The 19965-nt window shown below is 47.6% G+C and carries 18 protein-coding genes and 1 pseudogene; 10 read left to right on the top strand and 9 right to left on the bottom strand.

The window, feature by feature from the left end; all coding sequences use genetic code 11:
- The first annotated feature begins 44 nt into the window (after positions 1-44).
- The 5 genes from clpP to K0504_RS04960 all read left to right on the top strand — a co-directional run bounded on the left by clpP (position 45) and on the right by K0504_RS04960 (position 7225).
- Complete coding sequence (clpP, locus tag K0504_RS04980) at positions 45-665, top strand: ATP-dependent Clp endopeptidase proteolytic subunit ClpP (RefSeq protein ID WP_220103073.1); 621 nt, start codon at positions 45-47, stop codon at positions 663-665.
- A gap of 80 nt (positions 666-745) precedes the next feature.
- Positions 746-2026 carry an ATP-dependent protease ATP-binding subunit ClpX gene (gene clpX, locus K0504_RS04975; protein WP_220103072.1) on the top strand — a complete coding sequence of 427 codons (1281 nt, stop codon included), beginning with the start codon at positions 746-748 and terminating at the stop codon, positions 2024-2026.
- Between the two features lie 140 nt (positions 2027-2166).
- Positions 2167-4506 carry an endopeptidase La gene (gene lon, locus K0504_RS04970; protein WP_220103071.1) on the top strand — a complete coding sequence of 780 codons (2340 nt, stop codon included), beginning with the start codon at positions 2167-2169 and terminating at the stop codon, positions 4504-4506.
- Between the two features lie 325 nt (positions 4507-4831).
- A complete protein-coding gene (gene hupB, locus K0504_RS04965; RefSeq protein WP_087506004.1) occupies positions 4832-5104 on the top strand; it encodes a nucleoid-associated protein HU-beta in 273 nt (90 codons plus the stop codon).
- A gap of 225 nt (positions 5105-5329) precedes the next feature.
- Positions 5330-7225, top strand: a complete 1896-nt coding sequence (locus K0504_RS04960) for a SurA N-terminal domain-containing protein (RefSeq protein ID WP_220103070.1) — start codon at positions 5330-5332, stop codon at positions 7223-7225.
- Between the two features lie 104 nt (positions 7226-7329).
- Here the strand turns inward: K0504_RS04960 and K0504_RS04955 are convergent, their stop codons facing one another.
- From K0504_RS04955 to pspF, 6 genes are all read right to left on the bottom strand, one after another.
- Complete coding sequence (locus K0504_RS04955; RefSeq protein WP_220103069.1) at positions 7330-8121, bottom strand: ATP-binding cassette domain-containing protein; 792 nt, start codon at positions 8119-8121, stop codon at positions 7330-7332.
- Entirely contained in the window at positions 8087-9103 is a 1017-nt protein-coding gene (locus K0504_RS04950) for an oligopeptide/dipeptide ABC transporter ATP-binding protein (RefSeq protein WP_220103068.1), read from the bottom strand. The genes K0504_RS04955 and K0504_RS04950 overlap by 35 nt, the downstream gene beginning before the upstream one ends.
- Positions 9100-9993, bottom strand: coding sequence for an ABC transporter permease subunit (locus K0504_RS04945; RefSeq protein WP_220103067.1), 894 nt, complete (start codon positions 9991-9993; stop codon positions 9100-9102). The genes K0504_RS04950 and K0504_RS04945 overlap by 4 nt, the downstream gene beginning before the upstream one ends.
- Positions 9986-11011: an ABC transporter permease gene (locus K0504_RS04940; RefSeq protein WP_220103066.1), complete on the bottom strand. Its 1026-nt coding sequence runs from the start codon at positions 11009-11011 to the stop codon at positions 9986-9988. The genes K0504_RS04945 and K0504_RS04940 overlap by 8 nt, the downstream gene beginning before the upstream one ends.
- Before the next feature lie 4 nt (positions 11012-11015).
- Positions 11016-12554 (bottom strand): ABC transporter substrate-binding protein, encoded by a 1539-nt coding sequence (locus K0504_RS04935; protein ID WP_225917979.1) that lies wholly within the window; start codon positions 12552-12554, stop codon positions 11016-11018.
- 82 nt (positions 12555-12636) lie between these two features.
- Positions 12637-13686: a phage shock protein operon transcriptional activator gene (gene pspF, locus K0504_RS04930; RefSeq protein ID WP_220103064.1), complete on the bottom strand. Its 1050-nt coding sequence runs from the start codon at positions 13684-13686 to the stop codon at positions 12637-12639.
- Between the two features lie 195 nt (positions 13687-13881).
- On the opposite strand from pspF, the gene pspA reads away from it, so the two are divergent.
- The 5 genes from pspA to K0504_RS04905 are packed head-to-tail and all read left to right on the top strand — an operon-like array spanning position 13882 to position 17774.
- Complete coding sequence (pspA, locus tag K0504_RS04925; protein WP_220103063.1) at positions 13882-14556, top strand: phage shock protein PspA; 675 nt, start codon at positions 13882-13884, stop codon at positions 14554-14556.
- A 27-nt stretch (positions 14557-14583) separates the two neighbouring features.
- On the top strand, positions 14584-14817 hold the full coding sequence (pspB, locus tag K0504_RS04920) for an envelope stress response membrane protein PspB (protein ID WP_220103062.1): 234 nt from the start codon (positions 14584-14586) through the stop codon (positions 14815-14817).
- The gene (gene pspC / locus K0504_RS04915; RefSeq protein ID WP_220103061.1) at positions 14814-15206 is read left to right on the top strand and encodes an envelope stress response membrane protein PspC; all 393 of its coding nucleotides are present in this window, start codon (positions 14814-14816) and stop codon (positions 15204-15206) included. Before pspB ends, pspC begins: the two co-directional genes overlap by 4 nt.
- 7 nt (positions 15207-15213) lie before the next feature.
- Entirely contained in the window at positions 15214-16620 is a 1407-nt protein-coding gene (locus K0504_RS04910; protein WP_220103060.1) for a YcjX family GTP-binding protein, read from the top strand.
- The gene (locus tag K0504_RS04905) at positions 16617-17774 is read left to right on the top strand and encodes a YcjF family protein (protein WP_220103059.1); all 1158 of its coding nucleotides are present in this window, start codon (positions 16617-16619) and stop codon (positions 17772-17774) included. The genes K0504_RS04910 and K0504_RS04905 overlap by 4 nt, the downstream gene beginning before the upstream one ends.
- 95 nt (positions 17775-17869) lie before the next feature.
- Here K0504_RS04905 and K0504_RS04900 read toward each other — a convergent pair whose 3' ends face one another.
- The 3 genes and pseudogenes from K0504_RS04900 to K0504_RS04890 form a co-directional block, all read right to left on the bottom strand.
- The gene (locus tag K0504_RS04900) at positions 17870-18370 is read right to left on the bottom strand and encodes a hypothetical protein (protein WP_220103058.1); all 501 of its coding nucleotides are present in this window, start codon (positions 18368-18370) and stop codon (positions 17870-17872) included.
- Positions 18371-18533: 163 nt separating this feature from the next.
- Positions 18534-18824, bottom strand: coding sequence for a putative quinol monooxygenase (locus tag K0504_RS04895; RefSeq protein WP_220103057.1), 291 nt, complete (start codon positions 18822-18824; stop codon positions 18534-18536).
- Positions 18825-19716: 892 nt separating this feature from the next.
- Positions 19717-19965 (bottom strand): annotated as a pseudogene (locus tag K0504_RS04890) (IS4 family transposase); the annotation flags it as partial.

Genomic DNA, 19965 nt, shown 5'->3' with positions numbered 1-19965 from the left:
CATTTTTTTCGGCTTTATTTTTTCAAGACAAGGAGGCAGTACCAATGTCTGATTTGATCGATTCTCCGCTCAATGCTCTGGTTCCTATGGTTGTCGAGCAAACCAGTAAAGGTGAGCGCTCTTACGATATCTATAGCCGCTTGCTCAAAGAGCGAGTTATTTTTATGGTCGGCCCGGTAGAAGATCACATGGCTAACCTGATTGTGGCGCAAATGCTATTCCTGGAATCTGAAAACCCGGATAAAGACATTTACCTTTACATCAACTCACCAGGCGGCTCGGTTACTGCAGGTATGTCGATTTACGATACCATGCAGTTTATTAAGCCGGACGTCAGCACTGTGTGTATTGGTCAGGCTGCGAGCATGGGAGCATTTCTGTTAGCCGGTGGCGCTAAAGAGAAACGTTTCTGCTTGCCAAATTCTCGCGTGATGATTCACCAACCATTAGGTGGATTCCAAGGACAAGCATCAGATTTTGAAATTCATGCCAAAGAGATTTTGTCTATTAAAGACAAATTGAATCGCTTATTGGCTGAGCATACGGGACAAGATTTAGAGCGCGTAGCTAATGATACGGACCGTGACAACTTCATGAATGCTGCACAAGCTAAAGAATATGGTCTTATTGACGATGTTTTGAATAAGCGCGCAGAAAAGGACTAAGTCCTGCAAAGTCGGCCGGAATGAAGTACACTCAGGTCGACAAGTAGTATAAATCTATAGTTTGAGATTGAGGGTATCAGATGTCTGATTCTCGCAGAGGCGGAACAGAAGGCGACAACAAGCTGTTGTTCTGCTCATTTTGCGGTAAAAGCCAACACGAAGTTCGTAAATTGATTGCCGGTCCATCGGTGTTCATTTGTGATGAGTGTGTCGAGCTTTGTAACGATATCATTCGCGAAGAAATCAAAGAGATTGCTCCTCGCAAAGATTCGAATTCATTACCAGCGCCGCGTGAAATCCGCGAGCACTTAGACGATTACGTTATCGGCCAAGATCATGCCAAAAAGGTGTTGTCTGTTGCCGTTTATAACCACTACAAGCGCTTACGCAATGGCGATAGCGTTGATGGTGTTGAGCTAGGTAAAAGTAATATTTTGCTGATAGGTCCAACCGGTAGCGGTAAAACGCTATTGGCAGAAACGCTAGCGCGATTCTTGGATGTACCTTTTACCATGGCTGATGCGACCACATTAACCGAAGCTGGTTATGTTGGTGAAGACGTTGAGAACATCATCCAAAAACTACTGCAAAAGTGTGACTACGATGTAGAAAAAGCACAGCGCGGTATTGTTTATATTGATGAAATCGACAAAATTTCGCGTAAATCTGACAATCCATCAATTACCCGTGATGTGTCTGGCGAAGGCGTTCAGCAGGCCCTGTTGAAGTTGATTGAAGGCACCATTGCTTCTGTTCCACCGCAAGGTGGCCGTAAGCATCCGCAGCAAGAGTTTTTGCAGGTTGATACCTCTAAAATCTTGTTTGTTTGTGGCGGTGCTTTTGCTGGGCTCGATAAAGTGATTGAGCAACGGACGAACAAAAATACCGGTATTGGTTTTGGCGCTGAAGTTAAAAGCAAGGTAGAAGCAACCTCGCTGAGTGCCAATTTTGAGCACGTTGAACCTGAAGATTTGGTGAAATACGGCTTGATTCCAGAGTTCATCGGTCGTTTGCCTGTAGTGGCAACATTAACGGAGCTTGATGGCGATGCCTTGGTGCAGATCCTGAAAGAGCCTAAGAATGCGCTCACTAAACAATATGGTGCCTTGTTCTCGCTAGAAGATGTTGAGCTGGAATTCCGCGACGATGCTTTATTCGCCATTGCCAACAAAGCAATGGAACGTAAAACTGGCGCCCGTGGCTTGCGCTCGATTGTTGAGCAGATCTTGCTTCATACAATGTATGAATTACCATCAATTGACGATGTATCAAAAGTCGTCGTGGATGAGTCTGTTGTGAAAGGTGAATCGGATCCTATTCTGATTTACGAGAACAATGACAAGCAAGCCGCATCGGAATAAATCAAATTCGGTTAAACATTGAACAAAAAAGGAGCCTCGGCTCCTTTTTTTTGTTTTTACAGCAAAATACCATTTAAAAACGCTGGTCGATCCCCATATGCTTGAGTAACAGCTTATGCATTTTTTTGTGGAGACCGCCCATGGTGCAATCGCACTCTGATTTAATTGAACTCCCCGTTTTACCGCTGCGCGATGTCGTCGTGTATCCCCATATGGTCATTCCGTTGTTCGTCGGCCGTGAGAAATCAATTCAATGCCTCGAAGCAGCGATGGAACAAGACAAGCAAATTTTTCTTGTTGCCCAAAAAGATGCCTCCACTGAAGAACCATCGAAAGACGATGTGTATGAGGTGGGGACCATTGCGTCCATTTTACAATTGTTAAAGTTACCGGACGGCACGGTAAAAGTGCTGGTTGAAGGTAGTCGCCGCGCGAAACTAAATACTTTTTTACAGGAAGAGCCGTTTTTCAGCGCGACCGTTTCCGAAGTGGCCGAGCTAGAGCCCAATGAACGCGAACTGGAAGTTTTGATCCGCTCAACCATCAGCCAGTTTGAAGGCTATGTGAAGCTCAATAAAAAGATTCCGCCCGAGGTACTCACCTCGCTACAAGGAATTGAAGAAGCATCACGTATGGCCGATACCATGGCCGCTCATATGCCGCTTAAGCTTGAAGACAAGCAAAAGGTACTTGAGTTGACGGAAGCGAAAGATCGTTTGGAATACCTGATGGCGATGATGGAGTCGGAAATCGACTTGCTGCAGGTTGAAAAGCGTATTCGTTCTCGCGTTAAAAAGCAGATGGAAAAAAGCCAACGTGAGTACTATTTGAATGAGCAAATGAAAGCTATTCAAAAAGAACTTGGTGATTTGGATGATGCGCCGGACGAATTTGAAGCGTTAGCCAACAAGATCAAAGAAGCTGGCATGCCTGAAGAGGCGCGCAGTAAAGCCGAAGCTGAGCTGAATAAGCTGAAAATGATGTCGCCGATGTCTGCCGAAGCGACCGTTGTTCGTGGTTATGTTGATTGGATGATCAGCGTGCCATGGAAAAAACGCAGTAAAGTGAAGAAAAATTTGGCCTTGGCAGAAAAGATTCTGAACCAAGACCATTACGGCTTAGAAAAAGTTAAAGAACGCATATTGGAGTACTTGGCGGTTCAAAACCGTATCTCCAAGCTCAAGGGGCCAATCCTGTGCTTAGTCGGACCACCGGGCGTCGGTAAAACCTCGTTGGGTCAGTCCATCGCCAAAGCGACGGGCCGAAAATATGTGCGTATGGCCTTAGGTGGCGTTCGAGATGAAGCTGAGATTCGAGGCCATCGCCGCACTTATATTGGCTCGATGCCGGGTAAGTTGATTCAAAAAATGTGCAAGGTTGGTGTCAAAAACCCACTGTTCTTGCTCGATGAAATCGACAAAATGGGCTCGGATATGCGTGGCGATCCGTCTTCAGCATTGCTTGAGGTTCTCGATCCTGAGCAAAACAACGCCTTCAACGATCACTACATGGAAGTGGATTACGATTTGTCGGATGTCATGTTCGTCGCCACCTCGAATTCCATGAACATTCCAGCACCGTTGTTAGACCGGATGGAAGTGATCCGTCTGTCGGGTTACACCGAAGATGAAAAACTAAATATCGCCAAGCAACACTTGCTGACCAAGCAAATTAAACGCAATGGTCTCAAAGAAGTTGAAATCGATATCCAAGACTCAGCCATTACCGGCGTGATCCGCTATTACACTCGCGAAGCAGGCGTGCGTAATCTAGAGCGTGAATTATCACGGATTTGCCGCAAAGCAGTGAAACGCATTTTGCTCGAAAAAGACCTCAAGCAAGTAGTGGTCACAGCAGACAACCTGAAAGACTTTTTAGGCGTTCAGCGCTTTGACTTCGGCAAAGCTGAAGATCAAAACAGCATTGGCCAAGTAACCGGCCTGGCCTGGACTGAAGTGGGTGGAGATCTGTTGACCATTGAAACCACTAGCGTGCCGGGCAAAGGCAAATTGACCTACACTGGCTCGCTCGGTGAGGTGATGCAGGAGTCGATTCAAGCGGCGATGACGGTTGTGCGTTCACGCGCTGAACAACTGGGTATTGCCAGTGACTTCCATGAGAAGAGCGATATGCACGTGCACGTACCAGAAGGGGCAACACCCAAAGATGGTCCAAGTGCTGGTATTGCCATGTGTACAGCCTTGGTGTCGACGTTAACTGGGAATCCTGTTCGCGCTGACGTCGCCATGACTGGTGAAATTACGCTGCGTGGTGAAGTGTTACCGATTGGTGGTTTGAAAGAAAAACTATTAGCCGCTCATCGGGGAGGCACCAAACGGGTCTTAATTCCATACGAAAACGCTCGTGATTTGGAAGAGATTCCTGACAACGTGAAACAAGATTTGGAAATTCATACCGTTCGCTGGATTGATGAAGTACTAAATTTGGCGTTGCAAAACGAACCCGTCAAGTGTCAGTAAATTGTCATAAAAGCCAATGCCAGTGCAGAGTTAGTGCTGGTGTTGGCTGATTTGATGATTTGATTTGTGCAAATATGACCTGTCTCTCAAATTTATTTGCAAAAAGTTCTTTTTAAGAGCTTCCAACTGAAATTTGTTGTGATAGCCTAGATCGAATCTTGCTGACCGTACTAGAGGCCAGTATTGGCGCGGCCTAGCAAGAATTGTATTTGTAATTTTTTGAGCTTGAATCTCGAAAGCAAGCTTGATATAAAACCTGCGCCGGTCATCACTGAGGGAAGCAATTACCACGGTGACCGAATAAAAATCAAAGGGGATGTAAAACGTGAATAAATCTCAACTAATCGACAAAATCGCAGAGAATGCGGATATTTCTAAAGCGTCTGCGGGTCGTGCATTGGATGCTCTGGTTGAAGCGGTAACTGACACGCTGAAAGCAGGTGATCAAGTTGCACTGGTTGGCTTCGGTACTTTCACTGTTCGTGAACGCGCTGCTCGCTCTGGCCGCAACCCACAAACTGGCGAAACTATTGAAATTGCAGCAGCTAAAGTTCCTGCGTTCAAGCCAGGTAAAGCTCTGAAAGACGCAGTTAATTAATTTTATCCTGTCGAATTTCTAAGTAAGACAAAAGGTCGATTTTTATCGGCCTTTTTTAGTGTTATTAAAGCGTCAATTTGCTTCATTGGTGGTGGCTCTGTGTTAACATGCGCCCCACAGTAAATATTTGGCTGAAACACAGCGGAATCTTTCTGACAAGTACTATTCACATAATCTGGTACGCCAAATACTTCGGATTCAGATTACTCAGGCAAGAGAAAAATCATGCTCGAAAAAATTCGTGAAGGCTCTCAGGGCACCATCGTTAAAGTGGTACTCGGAGCGGTCATTCTATCGTTCGCACTAGCAGGCGTTGGTAGCTACCTCGGAAATCCGACTGAGCTCCTCGCAGCAAAAGTTAATGATCAAAAGATTTACAGCCAAGCACTGGAAAATGGCGTTCGTGACGAGCGCATGCGCCTTGAGCAGCAGCTCGGCGAACAGTTCGACTTAATGGCGTCAAACCCTGCTTTTGAACAACAAATTCGCGCATCTGTACTTGAAAAGCTAATTACTGAAGCGCTATTTGATCAGGCGGTTGCAAAAAACGGTTTGTCCGTTGGTGATGAACAAATCCGCCAAGCCATTGTTAACATGCCAGGCTTCCAGCAAGACGGTGTGTTCGACAACGAGTTATATCTGTCATTGATTAACCGCCAAGGTTATAGCGCTGCATCGTTTCGTGAAATGATGCGAGCCGATATGTCGCGTCGCCAATTTGTATCGGGTGTATTGGGCAGTGACTTTGTACTGCCGTCAGAAGTGGATCGAATTGATGCGCTATTGAACCAAACCCGTAGCGTGCGCTATTGGAAGATCGACACAGCCAAGCTCGCTGCCGATGTGATTCCAACCGAAGAGCAAGTTCAAACTTACTTCGATGCTCATCAGTATATGTATCAACAACCAGAAATGGTGTCCGTTGATTACCTGCATGTAGATGCCGATGCATTAGCTCGCGATATTGAAATTAGCGATGAAGAAGTCGCCGATTACTATGAAGCGAATTCAGCACTTTATCGAACCGCCGCCGAACGTCGTGCCTCTCACATCTTGTTTGAAAATTCAGATGAAGGTCGTGAAGCCGCACTTAAAGTGCAAGCCGAGCTTGCTGCTGGCAGTGACTTTGCAGAAATGGCAACCACATACTCAACCGACAGCTTCTCTGCTGAAAATGGTGGCGATCTTGATTGGTTTGCCGCTGGTGTGATGGGCGATGCGTTTGACGATGCAGTATTTGGATTGGAAAAAGAGGGCGACATTTCACAATTGGTTGAAACGCCATTCGGTTTGCATTTGATTCAAGTGACAGGCATTCGTCCTGAAGCAACGAAGCCATTAGCTGACGTTGCCGATGATATTCGCGCAGAGCAGCAACGCAACGCTGCCTTAGAGCGTTACTATGAGCTGCAAGAAGAAGTCACCAACTTAGCATTTGAAATGCCTGAGAGCTTAGACGACATCGCGAGCGAAACAGGTTTGTCAGTGCAAAGCACCGACAGCTTCTCACAAGCGAATCCGCCAGCTGCCATTGCTGATCCACAGGTGATTCGCGCGATATTCTCTGAACAAGTATTGCGTGACCGTTTGAACTCCGATCCGATTGAGCTTGCCGAAGGTCAATTGATGGTTGTTCGAGTCAAAGAGCATCAGCCTGCACGTGCGAAAACGCTAGATGAAGTGAAGCCGCAAGTCGCTAAAGTGGTTGCGATGGAAGTTGCCGCTGAACAAGCGAATGAAATTGCCGATCAATATTTGGCGCAGCTCAAGCAAGGAGAGACACCTTTAATCGAAGCTCAACAGCCAATTACGTTGCTAACTGAAAGCGGATTTGCTCGAGACAGCATGGAATTGGATCGCGCTGTACGCGACCGTGCTTTTGCCATGTCGAAGCCAGCAGAAACTGCTCAATTCGATAAAGTAACGGCGAGCAACTTTGTTGCAGTGATTGCGCTGGATGAAGTGGTTGAAGCTCAGGGTGAAGAGCGCGATGGTCGCTTGCAACAAGCACTAGAACAAAACCAAAGTCAGACTGCTTACATGGCGTTGGTGAATGCGCTTAAAGCACAGGCTGAGATTGTTTACATTGAGCAAGAAGCCGCGCAAAGCGACGAGTTCTAATGCTTAGTAAGCCGAAATAGTTACAATAAAAAGGAGCTCATAAAGAGCTCCTTTTTTTATTGCTGTTTTTACCCGCCAGGGAAAAGCCCTTAAAGCCGGCTTGCTTAGCCGTTAGAGCCTTGTGTTAGCTCGTTGTATGCATAGACCATGCGTTTTGTGTAATCGCTTGCTGGGGCCTTAAACACATTGTTGGTTTGGTCAAACTCAATCACTTCACCATGCTGCATGACCATCACGTGATCGGCGAGGTGGCGGATCATCGAAAGCTGGTGACCAATCATCACATAAGCCATACCGCGCGATTGCTGTAATTTGGTCAGCAAGTTGATCAGCTGTGCGCGCATAGTAATGTCCATCGCCGATAAGGTCTGATCAAACACCAAAACTTCAGGGTCAACGATCATGGCGCGAGCTAGCGTTACCCTGAGTCGCTGACTGGCCGATAACATGTTGGGGTAATAGTTAGCATGCTCTTCAAGCAAACCAACATCGCGCATGGTGCCATACAATTTTTGCTGACGTAGCGCGTGGGTAATCGAACGGTGTTGAACCAGTGGCGCTAAAATTTGGGTACTAACCCGCTGCCTTGGATTGAGCGACAACGATGGCATTTGTGGGATCAAACGGATGTCCATGCAACGCTGGCGTTTATTCGTGTCATTAAGGCTTTGGCCATGCAATAAAATGTCGCCGGAGGAGGGCTCCATCTCGCCAGCAAGCAAATGAGCAAGTGTTGACTTACCCGAGCCTGCTTCGCCTATCACCGCAAGCGTATGGGCGCGCTTGAGCTCAAACGATAACGATTTAATGGCGCGTACATGCTCGCGACGAAACCAGCCTTTTGGGTTCATGTAGGTCTTACTAATGTGTTTGACCTGAAGCAGCGGCGTTTGCATGCTTTTCCTCCAGGTTAAATGGTGCATGGCAGCGGTAGCTGCGGTTTCGTAAGTAGCGAGAACGCGGCATCTCAATACAATCCTTGTGCGCACGAGGGCAGCGAGGGCCCAAACGACAGCCTGTGGGCAAATGCTGCAGTGTTGGCATTGTACCGGGCATCACATTCAGCATTTGTCGCTCAGGGTCGCGTTTAACTAAGGTTGCTAAAGCATGCGTGTAAGGGTGCAAGGGTTGATTGACCACTTGCTCGGTTGGGCCGGCTTCAACCGCTTGGCCACAATACATAATGGTGACGCGATCGGTCCAATTGGCGGCGGTTTCTAATTCATTGGAAATATGAACCACTGACAACTTACGCAGCTGGTTCATTTTTGCCATGAGTTTGTAAATTTGAATTTTCGTAGTGGCTTCCATGGTCGAGGTAGGTTCATCGGCAATCAAAAGTCTTGGCTCGTTGGCAATCGCCATGGCAATCATGATTTTCTGGCACAGGCCTTCGGATAATTCATGAGGGTATGAATTCATAATGCGGGTATGGTCGCGTATACCCACTTTATGCAGCAGTGCGGAAACCTTTTCGACGCGTTCGCGCGAGCGGCGCCAGAACGACAGGCTAAAACTGCGTTGCTCTGGCAAGGCTTCAATAAGTTGCTCACCAATTTTCGCGATGGGATCGAGATAGCTCGATGGCTGCTGAAAAATCATTGCCGCCTCTTGCCCCATAAATCGACGATGCTCATCAACCCCCATTTGCTGTAGATCTTGGCCAGCAAAAAAGAAACGATCGGCCCGTACCCGCCACTTGCTGGATAACAAGCCCATAATGGCTCGCCCCACCAACGACTTGCCGGAGCCTGACTCGCCAACAATGCCTCGAACTTCACCGTCTTGCACCACGAGGCTGAAACGTTCTACCGCAGTAATTAGGCCCTGCGGCGTTTCGAGTTCAATAGTGAGGTTACGTATGTCTAGCAGATTCATGATGACTCCAGCTTTTTAAAGCTTCGTTGCAGGCCTTCACCCACAAGGTTGATGCTCAACACGCTGATAAAAATGGCGATTCCGGGCAGGGTGATGACCCAAGGCGCGGAGGTTAGCAGTTCAATGCCGCTTGCCATCATCGAACCCCACTCGGGGGCTGGAGCTTGTGCGCCTAAATTTAAAAAGCCTAGGGCTGCCAAATCCATCACTGCACTGGATAATGCAGCGGTAAAACGAATAATGAGGGGTTCGGCGATGTTGGGCAGAACCACGCGATAAAACAGCTGAAAATTGGTATAGCCGTCTAGTCGCGCCATTCGCACGTATTCAGTTTCGAGAACGGCAAGCACAGCCTGGTGGCTGACGCGAATAAATTGTGGAATCAATCCGATGGTTACGGCAAGCAATACGGTGTCCCAGCCGCGACCTAAAATGGCAATGACCAGAATGGCTAACAGTAACGACGGAATGGCCAAGATGGTATCGAGTAAATGGTGCAAGATACTCGACCGTAAACCGCGCAGCATGGCGGCAACGGCCCCAATAGCAACCCCAATGATGCCGGAAATGACAACCGTTAAAATCGCGCCGCCTAAGGTATAGCGTGTGCCGCTAATTACTCGAGAAAGAATGTCTCGACCGAGGCCGTCGGTGCCAAAAAAGAACTCAACAGTGCCTTGATCATACCAACTCGGCGGTAACAGCAGTAAGTCGATGTGTTGGTGTTGCGGGTGATAGGGAGCTAATACATAGCTCAGCATCATCACCACTAGCATTAAGATCAGCGTCCAGAATGCCACCATAAAGATACCGCGCGAGCTGAAGGCTGTGATGACTTGCTTGGTAATCGAAGGCACCGCATCATCTTGGTAGATGGTATTTCTATCCATGAGATTGATTCCGCTCTTTAGGGTTGCTCCAGGCCGCGAGCAAGTCGGTAATAATGGAAATGCAAATAACGAACACGGAAATCGTTAGCATACAGGCTTGAATTGCAGGCACATCCTGCGCCACTAAACTATGAATCAACCAACGCCCTGCGCCGGGCCAATCGAAAATGTATTCCACTACCATAGTGGTGGTGAGCAATGGGTTGGTAAGGGCGCCGACATGGCGAATAAAGCTACTAAAGTAATTGGGTAAAGCATGGCGCCACAATACTTGATAGCGGCTTAACCCTTTAGCGCGCGCGGCTTGGATATAATTTTTTTCACTAATATCAATCAAGCTTGCACGCGTGATTTGAATCAGTGCCGTCATCGGGATAACGCTAATCGCCAGGGTTGGCAAAATGATATGACGAACGGCACTCCATAAGGCTGCACGCTGATATTCATCATCGGCCAAGGCAATATCAATTAATAAAATATGAGAGACTTCGGGGATGTCGTATAGCAACCCAATACGGCCAGATAATGGAAACCACTGTAGGCCGAGCGCTAACAGCAAGATCAGCATCAGCGCCCACCAAAACACGGGGATAGACTGGCCAATCAAACTCATGGATGTGACGGTACGGTCAAACCATGAACCATGGTAATAAGCGCTGATGATCCCTAGCGGCACTCCAATAAACATGGCTAGAGCCATGGCTGACACGGCGAGCTGTAGGGTCGACATAAAGCTGCTCACCATCTGATCAAAAATAGGAATTTGATCAATGCGCGAGGTGCCCCAATTACCATTAAAAATATTGCTGATGTATTGGGCATACTGCTGCCAGAAGCCTTGTTCTAGCGCGTAATGTTCCACTAAGCGACGTTGCTCCGCCAGCGACAAAGAGCCGTCGGGATTAAGCGCATCGAGCGGCAAGCCAGGCATCAAGTGCAATAAGCTGAACGACAGCAAGCTCAGCAAGAAAATGGTGATAACGAGTAAGTTAAATTTACGTATGAAATAGCGCCACATAATCTTACTCGATCGTCACGGATGAAAAATCAATGCCACCAAACGGTTCAACCGTAAGCCCTTTGACGTGCTCGCCAGATGCTTGTGTTCGCATACCATGAGCGATTGGCACAACAGGCATTTGCTCAACTAAGTAATGTTGTGCCTGACTGTAGAGCGCTTGGCGTTTTTCAAATGAAGTGGCTAAGCGCGCTTCATCAATAAGTTGATCGTAATGCTTGTCGCACCACATGGCGCGATTGGTGCCGGCTAACTTAGCCTGGCAGCTTAACAATGGCCGGAAAAAGTTATCCGGATCGGCATTATCAGCGGTCCAGCCAATCAACACACTGTCATGGTCGCCACGGCTTAACCCGCTGCGAAAAGCGTTCCAGTCATGATTAACTAAGTGGGCATGAACACCGATTTGCTTCAGGTTATCTTGCAGCAATAACGCCATTTTACGACTGTTCGGGTTATAGGCTCGCTGAACGGGCAACAGCCAAATGTCTAAATCAAATCCGTCGGGGTGACCTGCTTCGGCCAATAATTCGCGCGCCCGCTGAGGATCATAAGCTTCCGCACTGGCGGTGGCATCATAGCCCCAAGATGCCGGTGGCAGCAGGCTGCTGGCAATAGACGCGGTGCCATAAAATACCGCTTCCATAATGGGGTCACGATTGATCGCAAGTGCTAACGCCTTGCGCACGCGGGCATCATTTAGCGGTGGCGTGTCGGTGTTAAACGCCCAATAGCCCACATTAAAGCCATTTTGATATTGCACTTGGAATTCAGGTTTCTCACGCAACATCTTAAGTTCGTTTGCCAGCGGGAATGCCATGGCATCGCATTCGCCGGTAAGCAATTTGGCAAGCCGCATGGTGCCATTCGGGGTGATATCTAACACCACTTCATTAAGCTTGGGCGCGACTCCCCAATAGGCTTCATGGGAGCGATATTTAATAAAGTGTTCTTCTTTATAACGATAAAAATGGAAGGGACCCGTGCCGATTGGCAGTTTATCGATCAGGTGGCGCTCACCGCGGGCCGATAACTGTTGGCCATAATCAGCCGACAAGATGACGGCAAAGTTGGTTGCGAGGTTACTTAAGAAGGTGCTGTCAGGCGCAAATAACTCAAATTCTACCGTCGACGGATCAATTGCCTCGACAGATTTGACCAACCAAGGAAAACCAACACTCACAAAAAACGAATAATCGCTGCGGCCGACATAATGGTACGGGTGAGTTTTATCGATGATCCGGCGGAAACTAAAGACAACATCGTCGGCATTAAAAGGCCGTGATGGGGTGAAATATTCGGTGCTGTGAAATTGCACGTTTTGACGCAGTTTGAAGCGATAGCGAGTACCCGAGTCATCCACTTGCCAACTGGTAGCAAGCGCGGGTTTAAAACTACGCCCATCTAAATCAATGCGCAGTAAACGGTCGTAAAGCTGCAAGCTGGTCGCTTCAACCACATTTGCAGAGGTGCTGAGCTGCGGGTTAAAACTAGACGGAGTGCCGAGCGAGCAATAGACCAAGCCATCTTTTGGCTTAGGCATATCCATCGGTTCGCAGCCGAGCAAACCCAATAAAGCCAAGAGCGACCCACTCAAGACATTTATTGCTGATCGGAAAAGGGGCTTATTCACCAGGATTAATGCCATCTAACAGATTGTATTTTTTAAGTATACCGCGCAACTGATGATAGGTCAGTGACAATGCTGAAGCAGTTTTCTTTTGATTGAACTGGTGATGCTCAAGTGCCTTGTTCAAAATAGCCACTTCGTGCTGCTGTAAATGTGCTTTTAAATCAAACGGAAAGTTTGGAATAGAGAGAGCATCATCCGGCGCATCATCCGGCGCATCATCGGAGGAATCTCGGCGATCTTTGGTACGCATCGTTTGACCCGGCCGGTACTCCGACTCGAATGGATCGAGAATAATGCGATCAATGGCCATTTCCGGATCGTTATGGCGATAAACGCTCCGTTCAACCACGTTTTTGAGTTCCCGCACATTGCCCGGCCAATGGTAATCCAAGATCAATTCGCGTGACTCAGGAGTGAAGCCCGAAAACACTGAATGGCCTAATTGGCGCGCCATTTTGATGGCAAACGATTCGGCCAGCAGCATGATGTCGCCGCGGCGCGCCCGCAACGGCGGCAGGGTAATTACGTCGAACGCCAGCCTATCGAGCAGGTCTGAGCGAAATTCATTGCGCTCGGCTAATGCAGGTAAATCTTCGTTAGTGGCTGCGACGAGCCTTACGTCCACCTTAATGGACTGACTACCACCAACGCGCTCGAATTCACCGTATTCAATGACGCGCAGCAGCTTTTCTTGAATCAAGCCCGACGTATTCGCCAACTCATCAAGAAATAAGGTGCCGCGATCAGCAAGTTCAAAACGACCCGCTCTGCGCTTCCCCGCACCGGTAAATGAACCCGCTTCGTGGCCAAATAGCTCACTTTCAAGCAAACTTTCATTTAACGCGGCACAGTTAAGTTTGACGTATTGTTGATCCCATCGGGATGACAGGAAATGCAGTCGCTCTGCAATTAACTCTTTACCCGTGCCTCGTTCACCGATGATTAGAACAGGCTTATTGAGCGGCGCAATCTGAGAAATCCGCTCCAGAACTTCAACAAATGAGTTGGATTCACCGAGCAAATTATCGTGTTGTGGCTGCATTGAACGCCTTTGGTAGTTATTTTTACTAACTGTTAGTTTATTTCACTAACGATGTTTTTTATAGGTTCTTTGCAAAAAAATAAAAATGTTATTAAAACAACGTGTTAATCTGTATTTTCAAGGTTGGCCCGAATCCTGTATTGAGTACAAGCAAGTAGCTCGAAGTGAGCTGTAATTTGTCGAGGAGAGAATCAAATGGGTATTTTTTCACGTTTTGCTGACATCGTGAACTCAAACATTAACTCGTTACTTGAGCGGGCTGAAGATCCAGAGAAAATGCTACGCCTGATCATTCAGGAAATGGAAGACACGCTAGTCGAAGTTCGTTCATCAGCAGCACGTACGCTGGCTGACAAAAAAGAACTTGAGCGTCGCATCGAACGTTTGCGCAATGAATCTGCTGATTGGCAGAGTAAAGCTGAACTGGCTTTGGAAAAAGAACGTGAAGATCTAGCACGTTCAGCATTGGGCGAGCGTAAGAAACTAAATGACGCAGCCGACACCATGGGCGAAGAAATGGCTGTGGTTGATGCCAACCTAGATAAACTGAAACAAGAGTTGGAGCAACTGCAGGGTAAGTTGAAAGATGCGAAATCTCGTCAACAAGCCATGGTCATGCGTTCGAACACAGCGACCTCACGCTTACAAGTGAAGCAGCAGCTCGATAGCACCAAAGTAACGGATACGCTGTCGCGATTTGACTCTTACGAGCGGCGCATTGATGATTTAGAAGCGCAGGTTGATGCCCACGACTTAGGTCAGCCAAAAACATTGGCAGATGAGTTTGAAGCTCTAGAATGTGAAGAGCGCATTAACGATGAGCTGGCGCAATTGAAAGCCAAAATCAAAGCTAAATCTGACGAAAAATAATCATAGAAAAGTAAACGGGAGTGACGTATGGAAATTGCCGCAATGATTGTTGGGCCACTTTGTTTATTCTTGCTGGTTGTGGCGCCAATATGGCTGGTGATGCACTATCGTTCCAAGCGTCAAGTCTCGCAAGGGCTGACCGAAGAAGAGTATCGTCAACTTCGCCAGCTCGCTGAGCAGTCAGAGCATATGACTAAACGTATACAAACCCTTGAAGCGATTCTCGATGCAGAATCGCCAGATTGGAGAAAACAAGCATGAGTGATCAAAAAAGAACACTCTACCGGAATAGTAAACTTGGCAAGGTCGGCGGTGTGTGTGCCGGTATTGCCAACTACTTCGGCTTAGAAACTTGGCTCGTTAGAGTGTTAATGGCATCGGCCATTATCCTTACCGGTTTCTTCGGTTTACCCTTGTTATGTTATGTCGTGGCTTGGTTTGTACTTGATAATGAGCCGGAAGTGACACCCGATGTGCAAGAGCAGCCCATCTCGGTCAAGTCAACAGTTTGGCAAAGTGGCGAATTACCGCGGCAAGCCTTGCATGACATCAAACATCGCTTTGGTGATTTAGAAGGTCGGCTGCAGCACTTAGAACAACACGTCACTTCAAGTGCTTTCAACCTCAGACGAGAAATTGACCAGTTGTAACTGACACATGGAATTGAAGCGTACCGTAAAACAAGCCATTCATTCAGCGAACACACTTATTGAACGAGCTCGCAGCCAGCATTTAACGTTGGCTGTGACCGGTTTAAGCCGCAGCGGCAAAACCGCGTTTATTACGTCGTTAGTCAACCAACTCCAACAGGGCAATACGCCAGAACACTTGCCATTGTTTGATGTCGTGCGCGAGCGCCGACTTAAGCACGTGCGACAGGTGGCGCAACCTCATCTCAATGTCGCGTCATTTCGTTATTTAGCTGGCATGAGAAACCTCACAGCGACGCCACCTAAATGGCCCGAGCCGACCAAAACAATTTCGGAAATTCGCCTTGAATTAACCTTCAAAGCCAAATCTAATCGTTGGCTCAGTGGCAGCGAGCCCAGCAAATTATTACTCGATATCATTGATTATCCAGGCGAGTGGCTACTGGACTTGCCCATGCTGAACCTAGACTTCCAACAGTGGAGTGAGCAGCAATGGCATTTGTTAGAGCAGCCGCCGCGCAAAGACGCGAGTGCCGATTGGCGGCAGCAAGCGCTAGCATTGCTCGGCCGAGAGCCGTGCGATGATGCCATTCACGAATGTGCCGATCACTATGCCAAGCTACTGAAGGAATTTAAGCAAACATTGGGCTTGAGCCTGCTACAACCTGGCCGGATGTTAATGCCGGGAGACATGGAGGGTACGCCTGCATTAGCGTTCTTCCCGTTACCTGAGCAATGTTTGTTGGATGATGCGGCCAGCAAAGCACTTTGGCACATCTTGAAAGCGCGTTATGACTACTATGTAAAACATGTCGTGAAAGCTTTTTTTAAGCGCTATTTCAGTCACTTTGATCGGCAAGTCGTATTAGTCGATTGTTTGCAGCCGCTGAATGAAGGTGAAGCTCACTTTCGTGAAATGCAGCAGGCAATTGGCCAAGTCATGAACAGCTTTCAGTACGGCGAACAAAGCTGGTGGCAACAACTATTTGATCCGAAAATTGACCGCTTGCTCATTGCAGCGACCAAAGCTGATCATGTCACCATTGAACAATTTGAACCGCTCACCAATTTGGTTGAACAGATCACCGAAGACGCGCGTCGCTATGCTTCCTTTAGCGACATCAAAATTCAAAGTCAGGCCCTTGCGTCGATACGCGCGACTAAATTCGGTCATGTTCAGCAGGGCAAAAAAACGGTACCCGCACTGAAAGGGAATCGTATTTCCGATGGTCAGTCGATCACACTGTTTCCCGGTGATGTGCCACCGGGCTTGCCAAGCCCAGCCTTTTTCGAGCAGCATAGCTTTAACTTTGTCGCATTTGCGCCACAACCTCGTCAAAGTGATTATGCGCCACTACCGCATATCGGCATGGACAAGGCCATTGAATTTTTGCTTGGAGATGTATTGAAATGAAGTCGAACGGTGATAGCCACCAGCAACGGGCCCTGTTTGATGAGCAGCCGGAATTTTTAGAGCCCGAGCAAACTGCCACAGCAAGTGCAAACGACGGCAACGATGCCGGCACATCAAGTAAACCGAACGATGATGCTGAATCTCATATTGAGCTCGCTGATATAAAACCACAGCAAGTGATCGATGAAGAAGATGAACAGTGGCAAGAACAAACCATTGATGATGAACTCGATGACACAGAGGCTGAATCCGTAAATACGGTATTGCGACCAGCGGCTAAAAATCGCTGGTGGCTAAAGTTTGTGGCGGCCTTAGCGTTACTGATCATAACCATTGAAGGTGTCACCCTTATCAATGCCGTATGGCAGCAGCAAAGCTGGCTGTCTGGCCTCTATGCTGCGCTGTTTGTTCTGGTGTTCGGTGCAGTGCTGGTGGTGGTGTTTAATGAATGGCGCAAGCTCGCGCAGCTCGCAGAAACTGAGCAGCGACAAACATCGGCACAGAAAATCCTAGATGGTGAACCGTGTGATGACATTGTTCGGTTCTGTAATGTACTGCTGCCAGAACGGCTCAATCTTGAACTGGCAGAACCTCATGAGCAATGGCGTAAGCTGATCAATGACGGCCAAAGCGACATTGATGTGCTGCAGCTATTTGATGCCACTGTGGTTGCCGAGTGCGATCAAAAAGCGCTGGCCGTTGTATCTAAATCGTCTTCTCAAGCTGCTGCGTTGGTTGCTCTTAGCCCGCTTGCGGCACTTGATATGTTCGTCATCGGTTGGCGAAACATTCGCATGATTGATGACGTTGCGGCTTGTTACGGTGTGGAGCTTGGTTTGGTGAGTCGTCTGCGATTGATTCGTCTGGTGATTTACAACCTGATTTACGCTGGCGCTTCTGAACTCACTCTCGATATTGGCTTGCAATCGGTTGGAGCTGATTTAATGGGGAAAGTCTCGGCACGAGGCGCGCAAGGCTTGGGCGCCGGTTTGTTGAGTGCGCGGCTCGGCATCAAAGCCATTCAATTATGCCGGCCTCTGCCGTTTACTCAGCCAGATAACCAACCGACGGTGTCAGATGTTATGAAGCACATCAAAACGGTGTTGACGAGTAAGTTAAAGCAATTAGCGGTCAAAGCGACAGCAAAAGAGTAACGGCTAGATTGTGTTGTAAGCGTTGAATGAATTGAAAGCCCCTGTAGCGTCATGTTGCAGGGGCTTTTTCATGAAGGTAATCGACTCACCCCAAATCAGAGTTGCGGTTCAACCACCACAAACTTGCTTGTGCCAGCAATCGGCGCATACCAATCTTCACCATCAACATAAAACGTCACGCCGCTAATGGTGACCGTGATGGCATTGGCCGGTAATAGTTCAACCAAATCACCTTTATTAACCTGTGAAGCAGTAGTTGAGACGACAGGCGTTGCTGGCTGAGATACCACAACGGGCTCGGCAACCGGCGGTTGCTCAACAAACACATAGCGCTCTTGCTCGCGACGATAATAAATGTTGTCGATCACTGCATAAGTGATGCCCGCAATAATGATAATTTCGGCACCGCGGGGCATTTTGGAATGGTGGTAAACGCGGTGAGTGGGGGCTTTGTGGCTAGGGCGAAAACCTGGCTTTAACACGACGACCAAATTACTTTTCTTGCTTGGCGAATGGGGTTTTGCAATAGCGGGTGAAATGCTTAGCGTCATGGCAATAAGTGCGACACAACAATGTTTAACGGTTAGCTGCGGCATATCAAGTACTCCTCAAAACAGCGAATGGAGAGTTTACAAACACTTAATGAGCTAGCTTAGATGGATTAGTTCATGGCTTCTGTAAAGAAATGTTGGCCTGAGCGGGAAAGCACCTCAGACCATATCAAAGGGACGTAATTTGAGATTTGTTGAAGCCAAACTTTTAGGCGATTTGGCTCATTTCGCTGATGGTTACGTTGTCGATTTTTCCCTCAACGGCAGCTCTGTAGCTAGCGATATGAGGGCTGTCGATATGATTGCGCCATAGCTCACGAGATTGCCAATTTTCATAAAACACAAAATGAGCCGGATTTTCATTGTTCTGATGCAAATCGTAGTTAATGCAACCTGCCTCGGAACGAGTTGGTTCAATCAGTTTTAAAATCTCAGGCTTCACCGCTTCGAGGTGTTCGGCCTTGACAAAAATGTTGGCGATAATTGTTAACTGCGACATGGTTTCTCCCTAATGGTTGGCTTTCGCCGGTGCGCTGAATTTAGCAATTAAGTTTTACGATAGCTGCTTATGGCATGTTTAGCATAGGCATTGAGCTAGCCAACCTTGAATGCTGTTCAAGCCCCCAGCGGATTACACGTCATCGAAACCAATTCGAATCGCGTTAAACTACTCGCTCCATTGTTGGATTAGCTGGCGGAATCAATGATGCATAGAGTTACCTGAATCAAGGTCAGCCACCTCATTGATGCGGCCTAAGCAGGAGGACTATTCATAGTCATGTTCTTGAGCTTGCTTCGGTTTTAACTTGTGTTGCTTACTGTATGATTGGGCGATAGTTTTTTAATATGTTTGTGTGCGGCAATAAGTAGGGATTGCTTACCTTGCAAGGTAGGTGAACCTTGTAAGGTCGCGATAATAAGCGTTAGGCACCTAAGGTAGGACTCGAACATGTTCCATAAAAACAGAATGTTAATAGTCGTCTTGTCAATTTTGGTATTACTAATTCTGTTTCAGTCGTTCACTACATACCAAGCAATTTCGCTATTTGGTGAGCCCGAAGCCGTTGTATTTAATCGCGCTATTCATGTGCTATCAGCAAACTTTTTTATTCTATCGCTAGCCGTTGTTCTCTTTAAATTCAATCGGATTGCAGCTCTAATCTTGTCATGCTCATGTTACTTATGTGCGGTGTCATACGTGTATGTATTAAAAGGTGAAATGGAGCTAATACAAGGTTGGTTTACTTTGGTTCCTGTTGTGGGCGTGGTTTGGTATTTAAAAGAAAAGTGGAGTTCTTCAAATGCCTAATAAGGCAATTAAAAATCGCCCACAAAGAGCGTGGGCTGGACTCGCTATCGCTCGCCCGTTAACGAGGCGCTGGGGGATCCCCTCATAATTTAGGCATTCCCGTTTGATGAACCAGGCTGATGTAATGCCCAATTGCCCAGCGTATATCTGCGCTGCTGATTGGGTAATCCCGCCATCGTTTTCTTACCTCCCGCCCTAGCCGAATCAAAGATAAAACTCGCCTGTGGCGTATCGTGTTGGCTTGAAATTGAGCAGTCCAATTGCGCTTAATTGCGACCATGCCGAGTAGCCGCAATGCCCATTCGGCCAACATGGCGATAAGTAATAAAAT

It is taken from the genome of Neiella holothuriorum, from assembly GCF_019457915.1.
GTDB lineage: Bacteria > Pseudomonadota > Gammaproteobacteria > Enterobacterales > Neiellaceae > Neiella > Neiella holothuriorum.
The sequence above is the reverse complement of the archived record's forward strand: the minus strand, read 5'-3'. Positions and strand labels throughout refer to the sequence as shown.